The sequence below is a fragment of the Synechococcus sp. CS-197 genome (genome assembly GCF_025128215.1).
Classification (GTDB): Bacteria; Cyanobacteriota; Cyanobacteriia; order PCC-6307; family Cyanobiaceae; genus Synechococcus_C.
Genome location: NZ_JAHLZC010000010.1, coordinates 34,436 through 49,512 on the forward strand (window position 1 = coordinate 34,436; position 15,077 = coordinate 49,512).

22 protein-coding genes are annotated in these 15,077 nt (G+C 63.6%); 12 read left to right on the top strand and 10 right to left on the bottom strand.

What is annotated here, in order from left to right:
- The first annotated feature begins 99 nt into the window (after positions 1-99).
- Both KQ296_RS03635 and KQ296_RS03640 read left to right on the top strand, forming a co-directional pair.
- Positions 100-351, top strand: coding sequence for a hypothetical protein (locus KQ296_RS03635; RefSeq protein ID WP_011932756.1), 252 nt, complete (start codon positions 100-102; stop codon positions 349-351).
- 26 nt (positions 352-377) lie between these two features.
- On the top strand, positions 378-677 hold the full coding sequence (locus KQ296_RS03640) for a hypothetical protein (protein WP_011932757.1): 300 nt from the start codon (positions 378-380) through the stop codon (positions 675-677).
- 6 nt (positions 678-683) lie between these two features.
- On the opposite strand, the gene KQ296_RS03645 is transcribed toward KQ296_RS03640, so the two are convergent.
- From KQ296_RS03645 to KQ296_RS03655, 3 genes are read right to left on the bottom strand one after another with little or no spacing between them, the layout of a single operon-like run.
- Positions 684-908: a hypothetical protein gene (locus KQ296_RS03645; RefSeq protein ID WP_011932758.1), complete on the bottom strand. Its 225-nt coding sequence runs from the start codon at positions 906-908 to the stop codon at positions 684-686.
- Positions 909-951: 43 nt separating this feature from the next.
- Entirely contained in the window at positions 952-2,067 is a 1,116-nt protein-coding gene (locus KQ296_RS03650; RefSeq protein WP_259726343.1) for an acyl-CoA dehydrogenase family protein, read from the bottom strand.
- On the bottom strand, positions 2,052-2,486 hold the full coding sequence (locus KQ296_RS03655; protein WP_011932760.1) for a secondary thiamine-phosphate synthase enzyme YjbQ: 435 nt from the start codon (positions 2,484-2,486) through the stop codon (positions 2,052-2,054). The genes KQ296_RS03650 and KQ296_RS03655 overlap by 16 nt, the downstream gene beginning before the upstream one ends.
- A gap of 76 nt (positions 2,487-2,562) precedes the next feature.
- On the opposite strand from KQ296_RS03655, the gene KQ296_RS03660 reads away from it, so the two are divergent.
- Positions 2,563-2,739, top strand: a complete 177-nt coding sequence (locus KQ296_RS03660; RefSeq protein ID WP_011932761.1) for a hypothetical protein — start codon at positions 2,563-2,565, stop codon at positions 2,737-2,739.
- A 29-nt stretch (positions 2,740-2,768) separates the two neighbouring features.
- Here the strand turns inward: KQ296_RS03660 and KQ296_RS03665 are convergent, their stop codons facing one another.
- Positions 2,769-3,551: a PhzF family phenazine biosynthesis protein gene (locus tag KQ296_RS03665; protein ID WP_011932762.1), complete on the bottom strand. Its 783-nt coding sequence runs from the start codon at positions 3,549-3,551 to the stop codon at positions 2,769-2,771.
- Positions 3,548-3,751 carry a hypothetical protein gene (locus tag KQ296_RS03670; RefSeq protein WP_011932763.1) on the bottom strand — a complete coding sequence of 68 codons (204 nt, stop codon included), beginning with the start codon at positions 3,749-3,751 and terminating at the stop codon, positions 3,548-3,550. Before KQ296_RS03670 ends, KQ296_RS03665 begins: the two co-directional genes overlap by 4 nt.
- Positions 3,752-3,839: 88 nt before the next feature.
- On the opposite strand from KQ296_RS03670, the gene KQ296_RS03675 reads away from it, so the two are divergent.
- Positions 3,840-4,505 carry an SDR family oxidoreductase gene (locus KQ296_RS03675; protein ID WP_011932764.1) on the top strand — a complete coding sequence of 222 codons (666 nt, stop codon included), beginning with the start codon at positions 3,840-3,842 and terminating at the stop codon, positions 4,503-4,505.
- A gap of 16 nt (positions 4,506-4,521) precedes the next feature.
- Entirely contained in the window at positions 4,522-5,292 is a 771-nt protein-coding gene (locus KQ296_RS03680; protein WP_011932765.1) for a J domain-containing protein, read from the top strand.
- Here KQ296_RS03680 and KQ296_RS03685 read toward each other — a convergent pair.
- Both KQ296_RS03685 and KQ296_RS03690 read right to left on the bottom strand, forming a co-directional pair.
- The gene (locus KQ296_RS03685) at positions 5,274-6,098 is read right to left on the bottom strand and encodes an alpha/beta hydrolase (RefSeq protein WP_311133855.1); all 825 of its coding nucleotides are present in this window, start codon (positions 6,096-6,098) and stop codon (positions 5,274-5,276) included. The genes KQ296_RS03680 and KQ296_RS03685 overlap by 19 nt on opposite strands.
- Positions 6,091-6,255 (bottom strand): hypothetical protein, encoded by a 165-nt coding sequence (locus KQ296_RS03690; RefSeq protein WP_011932767.1) that lies wholly within the window; start codon positions 6,253-6,255, stop codon positions 6,091-6,093. Before KQ296_RS03690 ends, KQ296_RS03685 begins: the two co-directional genes overlap by 8 nt.
- 157 nt (positions 6,256-6,412) lie before the next feature.
- Here KQ296_RS03690 and KQ296_RS03695 point away from each other — a divergent pair, with 157 nt between their 5' ends.
- Positions 6,413-6,679: a hypothetical protein gene (locus KQ296_RS03695; RefSeq protein ID WP_011932768.1), complete on the top strand. Its 267-nt coding sequence runs from the start codon at positions 6,413-6,415 to the stop codon at positions 6,677-6,679.
- 6 nt (positions 6,680-6,685) lie between these two features.
- Here KQ296_RS03695 and KQ296_RS03700 read toward each other — a convergent pair whose 3' ends face one another.
- Complete coding sequence (locus KQ296_RS03700; protein ID WP_011932769.1) at positions 6,686-7,075, bottom strand: putative quinol monooxygenase; 390 nt, start codon at positions 7,073-7,075, stop codon at positions 6,686-6,688.
- Positions 7,076-7,195: 120 nt separating this feature from the next.
- Here KQ296_RS03700 and KQ296_RS03705 point away from each other — a divergent pair, with 120 nt between their 5' ends.
- The gene (locus tag KQ296_RS03705; protein ID WP_259726354.1) at positions 7,196-7,651 is read left to right on the top strand and encodes a cupin domain-containing protein; all 456 of its coding nucleotides are present in this window, start codon (positions 7,196-7,198) and stop codon (positions 7,649-7,651) included.
- Positions 7,652-7,677: 26 nt separating this feature from the next.
- Here the strand turns inward: KQ296_RS03705 and KQ296_RS03710 are convergent, their stop codons facing one another.
- Positions 7,678-8,043 (bottom strand): hypothetical protein, encoded by a 366-nt coding sequence (locus KQ296_RS03710; RefSeq protein ID WP_011932771.1) that lies wholly within the window; start codon positions 8,041-8,043, stop codon positions 7,678-7,680.
- Between the two features lie 123 nt (positions 8,044-8,166).
- Between KQ296_RS03710 and KQ296_RS03715 the strand changes: the two genes are divergently transcribed.
- Together KQ296_RS03715 and KQ296_RS03720 are read left to right on the top strand one after the other, a co-directional pair.
- Positions 8,167-8,592 carry a DoxX family protein gene (locus KQ296_RS03715; RefSeq protein WP_011932772.1) on the top strand — a complete coding sequence of 142 codons (426 nt, stop codon included), beginning with the start codon at positions 8,167-8,169 and terminating at the stop codon, positions 8,590-8,592.
- A 9-nt stretch (positions 8,593-8,601) separates the two neighbouring features.
- The gene (locus KQ296_RS03720; protein WP_011932773.1) at positions 8,602-8,766 is read left to right on the top strand and encodes a hypothetical protein; all 165 of its coding nucleotides are present in this window, start codon (positions 8,602-8,604) and stop codon (positions 8,764-8,766) included.
- Positions 8,767-8,778: 12 nt separating this feature from the next.
- On the opposite strand, the gene KQ296_RS03725 is transcribed toward KQ296_RS03720, so the two are convergent.
- Positions 8,779-10,614 (bottom strand): gamma-glutamyltransferase family protein, encoded by a 1,836-nt coding sequence (locus tag KQ296_RS03725; RefSeq protein ID WP_011932774.1) that lies wholly within the window; start codon positions 10,612-10,614, stop codon positions 8,779-8,781.
- Between KQ296_RS03725 and KQ296_RS03730 the strand changes: the two genes are divergently transcribed.
- From KQ296_RS03730 to KQ296_RS03740, 3 genes are read left to right on the top strand one after another with little or no spacing between them, the layout of a single operon-like run.
- Positions 10,613-12,244 carry an FAD-dependent oxidoreductase gene (locus KQ296_RS03730; RefSeq protein ID WP_011932775.1) on the top strand — a complete coding sequence of 544 codons (1,632 nt, stop codon included), beginning with the start codon at positions 10,613-10,615 and terminating at the stop codon, positions 12,242-12,244. The genes KQ296_RS03725 and KQ296_RS03730 overlap by 2 nt on opposite strands.
- A gap of 10 nt (positions 12,245-12,254) precedes the next feature.
- Complete coding sequence (locus KQ296_RS03735) at positions 12,255-13,229, top strand: SDR family NAD(P)-dependent oxidoreductase (protein ID WP_011932776.1); 975 nt, start codon at positions 12,255-12,257, stop codon at positions 13,227-13,229.
- A 21-nt stretch (positions 13,230-13,250) separates the two neighbouring features.
- Positions 13,251-14,939, top strand: coding sequence for an alpha-keto acid decarboxylase family protein (locus KQ296_RS03740; RefSeq protein ID WP_011932777.1), 1,689 nt, complete (start codon positions 13,251-13,253; stop codon positions 14,937-14,939).
- The last annotated feature ends 138 nt before the right edge of the window (positions 14,940-15,077 follow it).

Sequence of the window (15,077 nt, forward strand, 5' to 3'; positions counted from 1 at the left end):
CACGAACGTTGGTTGTCGCGTTCGCTGCCAAAAGTGAGGCTGTTTCCGCAGTGCGCTTCGGCGCCTGCCAGGATGTAACAAATTCGTTACATCGCAGCGATGACCGTCGGCGAGCTTTTCCTTGAATCCTTGTCCACGGGGGTGATTACGGAAGATGAGATGCAGTGGCTCACTGCGCATCAACAGGGGTTCTCCCGCACGGAAGAAGCTGCCGCCGTGCGCCTGGGTCGGCTCGTGGATGAGGGGATCGTGAACCTGGGCTGCCGGGTGTCAGGCCGCTTGCTCCAGCACCGCGTCGTTCGCGACCACTGGATCGAGCCGCTGGGTCGCCGTCGAGGGCAAATGCTGTGAGGATGCGGTCTGCAGACTCCAATCTCATGGCGGACTTTCTCAATTGTGTTCGCGTCGTGGTGAAGCAGGGGTGCGAACAGCGCTACCTCGATGCTGTGGAGGCCTGGGCTTCCCCCAGTGGAATGCGTCAGCGCTACCTGGCACGTACAGGTGAGCGCGCCTTCTGCTTCGTGGCTCTCTGGGACAGCAAGGAGTCTCTTGTCGCGGCACGGCCGGAGATGATTGAGCACCTGAATTCAGTCAGGGATCTGCTTGAGGAGCTGACCCCAGAACTGGGCGTCACCGATCCGGTCTCCGGCCCTGTGATCCACTGCACGAACGGCTGAAGCCCCTCACGACTCCGGCGAATCCTCGCGTTCGCGAATTCGCTGCTCGAATCGCCTCACGTGCTGGCGTTTCCTGGCGATGGGTACACCCACCACAAGCGCAAGCACACCCACGAGCAAGAGCGTGGCGAGCAACTGCCCCAGGGTGGCCTCGGGAAACACGCTGGATGACAGCCGGTCCACGGCTTCTTCCACAGCGCTGCCGTTGGTGGTGTTCAGAACCGGTGCCATCGAGACAAACCTCACAGGTGGTCGACAGTGATCAGGGCTTGTTTCAGTTTGGCTGGAATTGATCTGAAGTCCCTTGGCCTGTGATCAAGCGGTCCTGAACCGGTGTGATCAGGGCCTGCACCTGAAGAAACAGAGCCTCACGCAGGCGCCGGCCGCTGGGGTGGCCATCGCGGAGGGCACCACCTGCGTGGCTCACCAAGGCTGCGCGACAGCAGCGCTCCGCCATCGCCAGGGCTGCAGCACGCAGGTTGTGGTGCGCCTTGTCGCTGAGGCTGTCTGGATGGTCGGCGGCGATGTAGCAACGCCTGCGCAGCTCTGAGGCCTCCTCCCCCAAGGTCTGCGCCGTGGTGATCCATCCCTCCGCCCGGCGACGTTGGCCCTGCTTCAGCAGATCGCCGAGAGCAGCCCGGATCAGACCGAAGGCGGCTGGGTTGGCCAAGCGCGTGCGGGCCTGATCGGCCTTTGTCCACGCAGCGATCGGCGTGGTTCCCAGCACCCAGGACGCCGGGATCGGGCAGTGATCCAAGTGAACCGGTCGACTCCAGGTGCCGCCCATGGCCATTAGCTGCAGTGGGGGTTCCGCGGTCAGCCCCCTGGGCAGGGAGGCCTGGGCCTGCTTGTCGAGCAGGAGTGCCAGAACGGAAGCCTCGGGATCCTGGCCGGTGCGCACTTGCAGGGCCACTGCATCGGCCAGATCCCAACCGGTGATCCAGTCGAGCTGGCCCTGCAGCTCCCAACCATCGCTGCACACGGAGGCCACGGGGTTGGCGGGGCCTGGACGGCGCAGGTGTGCAAAGGCTGTGGCACCAACGGCTGTCCCCGTGGCCAGGCGATCCAGCCAGCGCTCTTTGAGCGTTTCGTTTGTCGAGGCCTGCAGTAAGCGCAGAGGCGACTGGTGTTGCGACCAGCAAAACCACACGGCTGTGTCGGCCATGGCCAGCCGCTCCGCCCGTTCCCGCTGCTGCGGAGCTGGCGCCACTGGCCCCAGCCAGCCGATGGCACTGAGCTGATCCAGCACAGAACGGGGCACGCCGCTGCGTTCGTGGTCGGCGGCCGCGGCCGTGATGGTTGAGAGCACGGCGTTCTCCTCCGCGCTGGCGGCGGCATCCGGTGCGTGCGGGCCGAGAGGATCAAGGCCCTGCATCAAGCGGAAAGCCACTGCAGTGACACCCTGCGTTGGCGTGGACCATCGAGTTCCACCAGGATCACGTCCTGGTAGCGCCCCAGCTGCAGGGCTCCATTGCTCACCGCCACCGTTGTTTGATGGCCGAGCAGCAGGGCCTGCAGGTGGGCATGGGCGTTCCGCGGTTCATCGTCGGGAATCCCAGGGCGCAGCTCCAGGTCGTTGTGTTTCCAAGCGGCAGTGGGGGGCGCCAGCTGCCTCAGCCATTGCTGCAGATCCAACAGGAGCCTCTCCTCCAGTTCGTTCACGATCACGGCGGTGGTGGTGTGTTGCGTTGACACCACAACGGCTCCATCGCGTTCGCCATGCACCTGAACAAATCGCTGCAATTCGCCAGTCAGTGATAGGCACTGGAAGGGGGCCTCAGTGCTGAGGTGGAGGAGCTGGGAGGTCATGAATTCATGTTGCCTGTGAATCGATGCCTCGTCTTTGGTTCAAGGGGGCTAAAAATGCGAGCAATGAACACGACCCATGGCCCTTCTTCCCCGCTGGCAGTACATGACCGAGGAGAGCAGGGCGCTTGTGAAGCGCGCAGCGGTGAGCGTGCTGGTGCTGTTCCTGGCGGCGATCCTGCTGCGGGCGCTTTTGCCTTGGGTGTTGTTGGCCTTGATCATCTGGTTTGGTTGGAGCTGGATGAACCGCCGCTGACGGCGTGATGTTTCAAGGCACGAGCGGTGTCACACCTGGATGGTGCCGCTCAGGTAGGGAATCACCCGCCCGCTGATCAGCACCCGCTCACCCTGCAGCGTGCAGCGCAGCGAGCCGCCGCGGGCGGAGAGCTGCCGGGCGGAGAGCACGGTCTTGCCGAGTGCTTCGCACCAGTAAGGGGTGAGGCTGCAGTGGGCCGATCCGGTGACTGGGTCTTCTGGAATACCGCACCCCGGCGCGAAGAATCGACTCACCACGTCCACGTGTTGGCCTGGTGCGGTGACGATCAAGCCTCGGCCCGGGAGGGCGGCCACGCGCTCCGGATCTGGATGCAGGCTGCGAATCGTGTTCTCATCGGCGAACACGGCGATCAGATCCACGCCCTGCAGACAGCTCTTGGGAGTGGCGCCGATGGCTTCCCCCAGCCCTGCTGGTGGCAGGCAAGGGTGGGCCCGCTGCACCGGAAAATCGAGGCAGATTCGGTCGCCCTCGCGCTGAACGCGGAGGGGACCACTGCGGGATTGAAACAGCAAGGTGTCCCGCTGCGGCTCCTGGCGGAACACCACAGCGGCCGCCGCCAGGGTGGCGTGGCCGCAGAGATCCACCTCACAGGTGGGGGTGAACCAGCGAAGTTGATAGCGTCCCCCACCGCCAACAAGAAACGCTGTTTCCGAGAGGTTGTTTTCCGTGGCGATCGCCTGCATCAGCGCGTCTGGCAGCCAGGCGTCCAGGCAACACACGGCGGCGGGATTGCCCTCAAACGGCGCTTCCGCGAAGGCGGCCAGTTGCTCGATCGCAATCCGGGTGCTCATGGCTCGCGCGGTTCCTCTGTGTGGCTTGCAGCCCGAGACCGTTCCACCTGGATGAACACCAGCCAGGCCATTGCTGCCAGGCCTGCACCCAGCCAGTCATTGCGCAGCGCCTCCACCAGAGCTGCGGTGCTGGCGGCAATGCGTAAGGCCCGCAGCAGCAGCTTGAGCAGCGGAGGTCGGGCAGGTGGTTCAACGGTCATTAATCCAGGCCTCGCTGGCGCCATTCAAAGCCTCCTGAGTCGATGGGGCCGCTGCATGGGCAGGATGTGGCTTGGTTGCAGCGGTTTGATGGCAACGGTTCTCGTGACAGGATCCAATCGCGGCATCGGCCTGGAGTACTGCCGTCAGTTGCGTGACCGTGGCTTCGATGTGATTGCCGTGTGCCGGGAGACTTCCCCGGAGCTTCAGGCTCTTGGTGTGCGCATCGAGGCCGGTTTGGATCAGGCGGACCCAGGGATGCCCGCGGAGTTGACTGGCCGTCTTGATGGCCTGCCTCTGCACTGGGTGATTCTCAATGCCGGAATCCTGGAGTCGATCGGCTTCGATCTGCTGGATGAGGCCTCCATCCGCCGTCAGTTCGAGGTGAATGCTCTCGCCCCGTTGCGGCTGGTGCGGGCGCTGGCGGCACAGATTCCCAGTGGCGGCAAGCTGGCGTTGATGAGCAGCCGCATGGCCTCCATCGACGACAACACCTCCGGTGGCTCCTACGGCTACCGCATGTCGAAGGCGGCGCTCAACAGCGCTGGCAAGTCGTTGGCCCATGACCTGCGATCGCGGGGCATCGCCGTGGCCATCCTGCATCCAGGGCTGGTGAGCACGCGCATGATCGGCTTCAATCCCAAGGGCATCAGTCCGGAGCAAGCCGTGAGCGGTTTGCTCGCGCGCATGGATGCGCTCAATCTCGACAGCAGCGGCACCTTCTGGCACGCCAATGGTGAGGTGCTTCCTTGGTAAGCAGGGAGCGCCGTTGATGGGGTTCGATCCGCGCCACTGGTCGCCGCAGCGTGCGACGACGTCCTGGGAGAGCTCAGCGTCTGGTCAGCGGGTGACCAGCAATGTGGAGGCACTTCTGCGCGAGAATGATGCCCTGCGCCGCGAAGTGAAGCGTCTGCAGCAGGAGCTCGAGCGCGTGCGTCGTGCCCAGTGGCAGCAGCCCTCAGCCCAGGTTCCTGCACGCATCACTGCGGAGCAGGTTCAAGCCTGGAGTGCGGCCTTGGCCAGGCAGCCGGGATGGAGTCAGCTGCGTCAGAGTGCACTTGAGGGGCTGATCGACCAGCTCAATCGCAATAGTTTTCCGTCTCGCCTGAGCCTGCAGCAGCGATTGGATCGTTTGGTGAGCGGTTTGGGGACCGATCTGCTCGCTGCAGTTGGACCCAGAACAACCAAAAAAACGGTTGCCGTGATGGCTGCTTTCGCGCTCTATGGCGTGCGCGCCAGCGAATGGCTTGATGAGGATCCGGCCCGGGTTGTGAGCGAGCTTCGTCAGCGCCAGACCCAGGCCAGTCGTCGCCAGACCCGGCGCACCCGCAGTGACCGGCGCACAACGGATCGCGAACCTGCAGCTGCTTCAGGGAGCGCAGAGGAGGCGGCGCTGGCGGTGTTGGGCTTAAGGGTGGGTGCAACCCAGGAGCAGATCAAGCAGGCCTTCCGTCGCCTGGTGAAGCGCCATCATCCAGATGTGGGTGGATCGGCGAGTGCTTTTCGCCGTGTGACTGAGGCCTATCAGCAGCTGGTGGACTGAAGCCAGCTGTGCACGCAGGCCACGCAAGCGGCACTGGATTCGTAGGGCAACACGTTGCGGCCATCGAGTGTGACGATGGCCGCGTTTGGAAGCTTGCGGCGGTAGGTGTCCAGGCGTTCTGCGACATCGTCCCAGCTGCGGGAGCGGCCGATGCCTGTGGCCGATTGGCCGAACACCACCTGCACTGGAATGGTGAGGCCTGTGAACTGGGGCTCCCAGTTGCGTCGCCAGAAACCGGCCAGAAAGGAGAACACGGCCCAACGGGTCTCCATGGCTCGCGCGCCGGTCTGCAACGTCTCCAACCATTCGTCGTCGACCGCGTCCGGCTCGGCGAAGAGGTTCTTGCGCGAGAAGGATGCGAGGAAACCGCGGCGGCGGGCATAGCGATAGAACAAATCGCCTAGCGGACCACGGAACAGCAGCGTCCACAGCTGCTGGGCTCGCTTCTGCGGGAACGGTTCCGACAGCACGCGCCAGCCCGGTGGGCTGATGGCCACCAGCGCAGCCACCAACTCAGGCGCTTGGTTCTGGAGAGCCAGGGCAATGGGCAGGGATGCCCCCTGGGAGATGAGCACAACGGGCTCAGCTCCGCGGTTCCTCAGGCTGGTGATCAGCGGTTGCGCCCAATCGTGAGGGGTGAGTGGCTGCAGCGGGCAGGGAGCCTTGCCGCAACCGAGGAGATCGGGTGCCAGGAGCGTGCGTTCCGGCTCCAGGGTTGTCCAGTGTCGGATGAACCGATCCCAGAAGCAGCTGGAGAGCCCAACGCCGATGGGGTGGATCAGCAGCAGCGGGGGTGCGCTACCCAGGGCGCTGCTCCTGCTGGCGCAGGGTTTCGTAGGCCTGCCAGAGACCGTTCACTTCTGCGCAATGGGAGTCGCGGTCGCAGACGCGGTAGCGGCCATTGCCGACGGCATCGATGGTGGATCCGCGGGAGGTGGCACAAATGCGGCTGACAAACGCCATGGGCTTGAAGCGAATGGAACCGGTTTACGCGTTGGCCTGATTCTTCCTCCAGGGAAATTTCATTTCGACATCACTCCAGGGAACGAAAAATTTCGCGGGTGGGGGTGATCGGCTGCTGGCGACGCGGTTCACAATGGATTCAACGCTTCTGCTTGAGATGTCCAACGCCCGCGACATGATCAATGCTCATCTGTTCCCGGTGCTGGGCCTGATCGCCACAGCCAGTTCGGTGTCGATTGCACTGTCGTTGCGGCCGATTGCAGAACAATCCACCCGTTGGAACACCTGCTACAGCGACAGCCTGGCCTGGTATGAAGCCAATAAGCCTGATTGGACGATTCAGGACAAGGAGGTGTTCGCTTCCAATTTCTGCAACGGTGGTGTGCCCGTGAAGCCCGGAGCTGGGTTTCAGTTGGCACGCTGAGTTCAATTACACCCGGCTGTATCCCAGTTGGGTTTCAAAAATCTTCAGGGGAAGACCGAAGGACTGCATCAAGGTGCGGCATTCGTCTCCCACCGTTCCGTAGACCTCCACCCTGAAGTCGTCGCCGAGTTCGGCGTGTTTCTGCAGATACTCCTGAACCGGAGGATTCGACACGTGGGCGGCAAAGGCGGCGTCGTTGGCATATAGCTCTGACCACACAAAGGCCTGTGGGTCGTCGGGATCCTGATCAAAGGTGTGATGGAGCATTCCCGGTTCGCTGGCCTGCACTGCTGCGTCGGTGGCTCGTGCCAGCTCGAGATAGGCCTCCACACAGTCGGGTTTCACGTGAATGCGTGCCAGCAGCATGAATGGCGTGTTCTTGTCGAAGCTGGCCATGGCTTGAATACGGAGACTTCGATCATCGCCTGATTTTGTGTTTCAGGTCTGTGGTCCAAACTGCTCGCGCCGTTGTTCACGCTCAGACCGATGCTGCATCGAGTGCTTTCCTCCTTGGCTGTGTGTTCGATCACGGCTGCTGCCGTCTGCGGTTGTACCGGCGGGTCCCAGCCGGCCAGCAAAGCTCAGAAAGCAGCGTCTGCCCCTGGTGAGGTTCAGATCGAGGAGGTGTTCAGCGGCAGTGAATCGCTCAATGGCACTCCGTTGCAGTACCCCGCCGGTAACCCGGAACTGCGTCTGTTCCGGGTGGAGATTCCGGTGGGCGGCAAGATCCCTCTGCATACCCACCCCGCACCGATGTTGGTGTACGTGCAGGGCGAGAATTCCGGTGATCTGCTCAACACCCGGGTGCAACCCGATGGATCCAAAGTGAGCAGTGTGTTCAAGCCCGGGGAGGCTTTCATCGAGGGGATGTCAGAACCCCATTACGTGGAGAACGAGGGCAATCAGCCCACGGTGGTTTGGGTGATGGTGGCGTCCGTGGAAGGTCTCCCAACAACGGAATGGATGCAGTGATCGCCTGCTGATGGAGAACGGTTCTGTCAGCGCTTGCGGCCGAGCACCGTGCGCTTCACGACGCCGTCTTCCTTCTGATAAAGCACCAGGTCGTCTTTCTCGAGGGTGTAGTAACGCCGAACGCCATCGGTGCGGTATTCGCGGTTGAAGGGCACCACCCAGGAGGTGCCCATCGCCAACACGTAGATGAGTTCCGACTGATCGGCGCTGAGGCAGAAGCGCACCTTCTGGTCCTTGTACAGCCCCACATCGCTCACAAAAGGCGCCTGGAAGTAGTCGCACGAGTGGGCCCGCTGGTATTCCTGCTTGATGTTCGCCAGAGCCTGTTCAGGCACGACTGCGCCGAGCAGCAGGGTCCCGAGCAGGGCGGGGAGGAAGGGTGATCGCCCCATGGCATTGACAGTGCAAGGGATCTGCGCCTTTGTAGCGGCTTCTGCCGCTGCCTGCAGTGAGGCAGGGCCGGGTTCTAGTGTTCCAACCGCTACAGAACCGGTTGGTCCGTTTCTCTGATCGAGATGTTCAATTCCCTGGCTCCCTCCAAGGCGCTCGACTTCCTGGGCCGGCTGTGTCTGGCAGCGGTGTTCGTGAAAGCCCTCCCGAGCAAGTTCAGTGGCTTTGCCGCCACAGTTGCCTTGATCGCCTCGAAGGGGATTGCCGAGCCCCTGGCTGGAGTGCTGCTGGTGGCAGCGATTGTGATTCTGATTGCTGGCTCGTTACTGCTGGTGTTTGGCACAAACACTCGTCTGGGTGCCTCGTTGCTGCTGGTGTTTCTCGTTCCCACCACGTTGATCTTTCACACCTTTCCGGTGGATGCCAGCTTCTTCATGAACCTGGCCCTGATCGGCGCTTTGGTGCTGGCGATCACACGTTCCACCGGAGCTGCCGTTCCCAACTTCCGCGATGTTCGGGTCCGGGACGGCATGAAGGCGCTGCGTCGCTGACGCAGGCTGATGACCATTCCGTTTGGCGAGCCCGAACCCAGCGATGGCCTGCTCAGCAAGTCGGTGGCATCAACGCGTTTGCGTGCCTGGTTGCAGGCCCGATTGCGGCAGTTGGCGGCTGCCCAGCGCATCCAGGATGCAAGGGCTCTGCGTAGTGAATTCCTGATCGAGTGAGCCCCCGGCGCTTCAGGGCAGGGCCAGGGCTGTTCCTTCCCGCCGAGGGTCGGCGGCTCCATGCCAGCGGTCGCCGATGCGTTGCAGCAAGCCGATGCCGCTGCCCAGGGTCTGGGAGCGCAACTTGCGCCCGGGGACGTTGAGTTGATTGGGATTGATGGGCCAGGGAAGCGGTGGGTCCTTTTCGATCACGAGGCTGTCTCCCTGGGGGGACAGCAGGGGCAGGCCCACCGATCGCTTCGGAGGTTCCGCCCATTGCAGTGCGGCCAGCAGCACCCGGCTGATGAAGTGCGGGATCCGCTTTCCCCCCGGGCTGCCCAGGGCCAGGACCGGTTGCTGGTTGTTGAAGACGATCGTTGGCGCCATCGACGACACTGGCCGGCGCCCTGGCCGGCGGCGGTTGGCTACGGCGAGCCCCCCGACCACGGGTCGCCAGTCGAAGTCGGTGAGCTGGTTGTTCATCACCATGCCCTCCACCAGATTGCGACTGCCGAACACGGTTTCCACCGTTGTGGTGTAACTGGCGATGTTGCCTGCACCGTCCACGATCGTGACGTGGGAGGTGCCCAGCTCCGGGCCGGGCCCAGGGCGACCGAAGGGGAACCGCTTCAATCCTGGGGGCAGACCGGGCTGCGGCAGGCGTCCGGGTGAGGCCTGCATGGCCTGGGCACGGGCCTGCACATAACTCGGATTCAGCAGTCCCTGGGTGGGAACAGAGCCATCAATCGGATCGTGCACCCAGTAGAGGCGATCGGCATCGGCCCAGGATTCCGCCAGGGCCAGATCGCGCCAGCTCTGTGGATTGTCTGGATCGTTGAAGCCGCCGGTCGCCTCGAGCAGGGCCAAGGTCTGCAGCACCGCCAGGCCGCCGCTGCTTGGCGGGGGCACCGTGCAGACGCGGTGCTTCATCAGCACCCGGCAAAGGGGGGATCGGCGCACCACGGCGTAGGAGGCAAGATCATTGGCGCTCCAGCCCTTGAAGTTGGGGGCCTGAGCCGTCAGGGCGTTCACCCCGCTCTGGATCCGTTGGGCCAGCGGGCCCTCGTAAAAGGCGCGCCCACCATGCTGCGCCAGGGTCTCCAGGGTGCGGGCCAGGGCTGGGTTGCGGAACAGACGGCCGGCTGGCAACGGCTTGCCGCCAGGCAGATACAGCTGTTGGAAGGCCAGGTTGTGGGTTGCGCCGAGGCGCTGGGCCAGGGCCACGGAGCTGCGCAGCCGCGGGCTGGGCAGGAAGCCTTCGCGGGCCAGGCGGATGGCGGGCTGAAGGGTGCTGGACCAGGGCCGCTGCCCCATCTGTTGATGGGCCTCCCAGAGCAGGGCCACGGTGCCAGGAATGCCGATCGCATCCGGATTGCGGGTGGCCGCCCGATAGGACAGTGGGTCACCGGAGGGCTTGAGCAGGTCGTCGCTGCGGCTGCGCTCGGGTGCGGTTTCACGGCCATCGAACACCTCCAGTGCCTGGCGACGGGCATCCCAGTGCAAGAGGAAACCTCCGCCTCCGAGCCCGGAACTCTGCGGTTCGGCCACGGCCAGCACCGCCTGCGCTGCCACCAGGGCATCCACGGCATGGCCCCCGCTGGCAAGAACATTGAGAGCGGCCTTGCTGGCCAGGGGGTTGGCGGTGACGACCACGGCCGAACCGGCAGCCGTGGAAATACGGGATTTTCGGGTGTCCGCCTGCTCGGGATCATCGCGACTCACCGGAGCTGCGCTCACGGGGCTGAGCGAGAGCAATAACAGCAGGGCGCCAATCATCAAGGTGGGGCGGGATCGGAACAAGCTCCAGCCGAGTCTGGCGCCGGCACTGCTTAGCGTGGTGGGCAGGGATCGGTTGCAGGAGCGGACCATGAGAGATGCAGCCTCATCCACTGCCAACCCGTCGCATGTGGTGGTGATCGGCGCGGGATGGGCCGGCTGGGGTGCCGCCAAGGCTCTCTGTGAAGCCGGGGTGCGCGTGACGCTGCTGGATGGGATGGCGGATCCCACGGGCAGGACGCCCATCACCACGAGCAGCGGCAAACCCTTTGAAGCCGGCACCCGCGGCTTCTGGAAGGACTACCCCAACATCAATGCCCTCACCGCTGAGCTCGGGCTCAGCAATGTGTTCACGGAGTTCACCACCAGCGCCTTCTGGTCACCCGATGGACTGGAGGCCACCGCGCCGGTGTTCGGCGATGCGCTGGGTTGGCCCAGTCCCATCGGGCAGGTGCTGGCCACAGCAACGAATTTCAAACGCCTGCCCGTGGCTGATCGCCTCAGCATTGCCGGGCTCCTCTACGCGATGCTCGATCTCAACCGCAGCGACGCGGTGTTCGAGCGCTACGACAACCTCGATGCGCTGACGCTGTTCCGAAGCCTCGGAATCAGTGAGCGGATGATCAACGACTTCCTCCGTCCCACCCTTCTGGTGGGCTTGTTCAAGCCGCCGGAGGAACTGTCGGCGGCGGTGACGATGGAGCTTCTCTACTACTACTCCTTTGCCCATCAGGATTCCTTCGATGTGCGCTGGATCCGCTCCAGCACCATTGCCGAACAGCTGATTGCCCCCTTGGCGCAGCGGCTAATCGATCGCCATGGCCTGCAGGTGCTCGGCGGCACGCTGGCCACGGGTTTGAACCTCCATCCAGATACCAAGGCCGTTGCGTCGGTGCAAACCCGTGCTTTGGCGACGGGTGAGAACGCCGTGATCGACGGAGTGGATGCGGTGGTGCTCACGGTAGGTGCCAAGGGGATGGGCGCACTGATGGCACAGTCGCCAGCCTGTGCCGCTGCAGCCCCTGAACTGGTCGATGCCGGCAGTCTCGGGGCCATTGACGTGGTGTCGGTGCGGTTGTGGCTGGACGCCTACGTGGAGGTTGCGGATCCCGCCAACGTGTTCTCCCGATTCGAGGCCTTGCAGGGGGCTGGTGGCACCTTCTTCATGCTCGATCAGCTGCAGCAGCAGACGGAAGCTGCGCTGTGGGGGGGAGAGCAACCGCGGGGATCGGTGATCGCCAGCGACTTCTACAACGCCACAGCGATCGCGGCTCTGAGCGATGAAGCGATCGTGGCGTTGTTGATGCGCGAGCTCTTGCCGGTGGCCAATCCCGCCTTTCACACCGCCAATGTGCTGGAGGCTGAGGTGCGCCGCTATCCCGGCTCGGTGGCCTGGTTCTCCCCAGGGAGCTTCCGGCAGCGGCCGCCGCTGGAGACGGCGATTCCTTCATTGGTCTGTGCCGGCGACTGGGTGCGGATGGGGGCGCGGGAATTCGGCGCCAAAGGGCTCTGCCAGGAGCGGGCCTATGTGTGTGGGCTGGAAGCAGCCAATTCCCTGCTGCGGCGTGGGGTGGTGCAAGGCGCCGATCCTGGCGGCAGGGCTCAGCACCGGGTGATTGCGATCCGGCCCGATGAACCCCAGGTGCAGCTGGGGCGCTCACTCAATGCCCAGGTGATGAACACGGCGGACGCCTTCGGCTTGCGTTGGCCCTGGTTGTCCTGAGGTGGTTGGCATGAAGCAGATCCTGATCACTGGGGCGAGTTCCGGCATTGGCTTGGAGGCCGCCCGCCGGTTGGTCTCCAGTGGTCATCAACTCACCCTCCTCTGCCGCAGCTCTGAGCGCGGCCAGCAGACGCACGCGCAATTGGTCGCCGCCTGTGCATCGCCCGGTCAGGTGACCTGCCTTGTTGCCGATCTGGCCGACCTGCGCAGTGTGCAGAGCGCCTGCGATCAGCTGTTGGATCGAGGTGAACCCCTGGATGCTCTGGTGCTGAATGCCGGGCAGCAACGGGCGGGAGTCGCAGCGCCGGTGTGGTCGTCTCAGGGCATCGAAATCACTTTTGCCGTGAATCAGCTGGCCCACCAGCTGATTGCCACGAGGTTGCTGCCGTTGTTGCGGGCTGGATCGCAGCCGCGGGTGGTGATCACCGCCTCCGATGTGCACAACCCGGCCACTGGCGGCGGGCGCGTGGGCCAACCGGCCGATCTGGGTGACTTGGCAGGACTGCGGGCCGGTGCCGGTTTTGTGATGCTCGATGGCACCGCCCGTTTTGATGGCGACAAGGCCTACAAAGACAGCAAGCTCTGCAATGTGTTGCTGGGGCTTGAATTCGACCGCCAACTCGCGGGCGCCCTGCCGGTGCTTACCTGGAGCCCGGGGTTGGTGATCCAGCGCAGCCGTGATGGTTTCTTCCGCCACAACCGCCAGAGCAATCCTGTGGGGATGGCGTTGTTCGCGTTGGTGGCCCGGGATCTGCTGCGGGTGACGGAATCGGCTGCAACGGCTGGCGGTTTGCTGGCAGATCTGATCACAGACCCTGCCTACGCATCCCCTGGATTCAGCTACTGGAGCAACCGGTTGGTGCGCCCCGGCATGCATCGTTTCTCTGCCGTTCAGACCAGTGCGGCGGCAGCCGATCTGGCGAAGGCTGGTGAGCTGTGGCGTCTCTCGGAGGCGTTGATCCGCACGGCGTTGGCGTCACACTGAAGCAAACGTGTCACGGCGCTGATGCCTCCTTCGGTTGTCACCTACGTGCTGGATCGGCTTGCGGATCTCGGCATCGGTCATGTGTTTGGTGTGCCTGGGGACTATTCCTTTCCCTTGAATGACGCTGTGGAAGTGCATCCGCGGCTGCAGTGGGTGCCATCAGCCAATGAACTGAATGCGGCCTATGCCGCCGATGGCTACGCCCGTCGCCGTGGTGCCGGGATCGTCTGCACCACCTACGGCGTGGGTGAACTCAGTGCCCTCAATGGCGTGATGGGCTCCATGGCCGAGCGACTGCCCGTGTTTCACCTGGTGGGAACCCCCAGCGTGCGCATTGTGCGTCAGGGACTGATCTGCCATCACACCCTGGGTGACACCCGCTACGACCGCTTCGAGGCGATTTCGGCTGCAGCCGGTTGTGTGAGTGCGCGGCTCACGCCAGAGAACGCGGTGGTGGAGTTGGAGCGGGTGATCGATAAAGCCCTGGAGGATTCCAGGCCGGCCTATCTCACCGTGCCCATGGACTTGGCGCTGATGCCGATCACCGGTACGCCGATTCAGGGCACACCCATCGGAAGCATCGATCAACACGCCAGCGTGACGGTGGAGCTCGACGCCGTGCTCGATCTGGTGATGGAGCGTCTCGCTAAGGCCACCCGTCCGCTGGTGATGCCCACGGTCACCCTCAAGCGTTTCGGACTGGTGGAGACGTTTGCCACATTCCTCGAGGTTTCCGGCCTGGCCTACGCCACCACGCCGATGGACAAGGCCCTGCTCAGTGAAGGGCATCCCGCTTTTCTGGGGATGTACAACGGCGTGCGCTCCACCCCTGCCGCTCTGCAGAGTGTGGTGGAAGGGGCTGATGTTCTGCTCGATGTGGGTGGGCTGGTGATGGAGGACCTCAACACCGGTCTCTGGAGTGGGTATCTGGACAGCCGCCGGGTGATCTCTCTGCATGCCGACTGGGTGCAGGCCGGTGATCAGGTGTTCACCAGCGTGAGCCTCAGCGAAGTGCTGGCTGGGTTGATCAAGCGCTTTCAGGCCGCTGATGCCAAACCAAGTCAGTGGGGGGAGCAGCGGCCGGTGCAGCCCGAGCCTTTGATTCCTCTTGCCGGTGAGGGGGATCAACCCACGGCATCGGCCAATGTTTATCCGCGCCTGCAGCGGTTCCTGCGGCCCACGGATCTGTTGATGTCGGATACCGGCACCTCTCTGCTCAAGCTCAATGCCATGCGTCTGCCGGATGGGGTAGCGATCGAAACGCAGACCCTTTGGGGATCGATCGGCTGGGCAACACCGGCCGCCCTGGGGTGTGCTCTGGCTGATGCCGAGCGTCGCGTGGTGCTGGTCACCGGTGACGGGGCGCATCAACTCACGGTGCAGGAGATCGGGGTGATGGGCTTCATGAAGGTGAAGCCGGTGGTGATTGTGCTCAACAACGGCCTCTATGGGGTGGAGGCCCTGCTCAGCGAAACCGGGCATGCCTACAACGATCTGCCTCCCTGGCGTTATGCCCAGCTGCCCGAAGCCTTCGGCTGCCAGGGATGGTGGTGCGGGAAGGCCTCAACCGTGGCAGAGCTGGAACAGGCCTTGGCCGCGATCAATGCCCACAATGGCGCGGCCTACCTCGAGGTGAGCATTCCCCCGGAAGAAAGCCTGCCTCTGCCCGAGGCGATGATCGAAACCCTGCACCAAACAGCGACGCCCTAGTTTAAAGATCAATTGTCAAAGATCAATCGACGTGACCGTGAAGATGCGGTGCTCCATCTTGGTGAGTTGAAAAAAAATCCTTAACGTCGTTGCTGTTTACAAAGAGGATTATTAATTTGGAGATGAATTCTATATAGC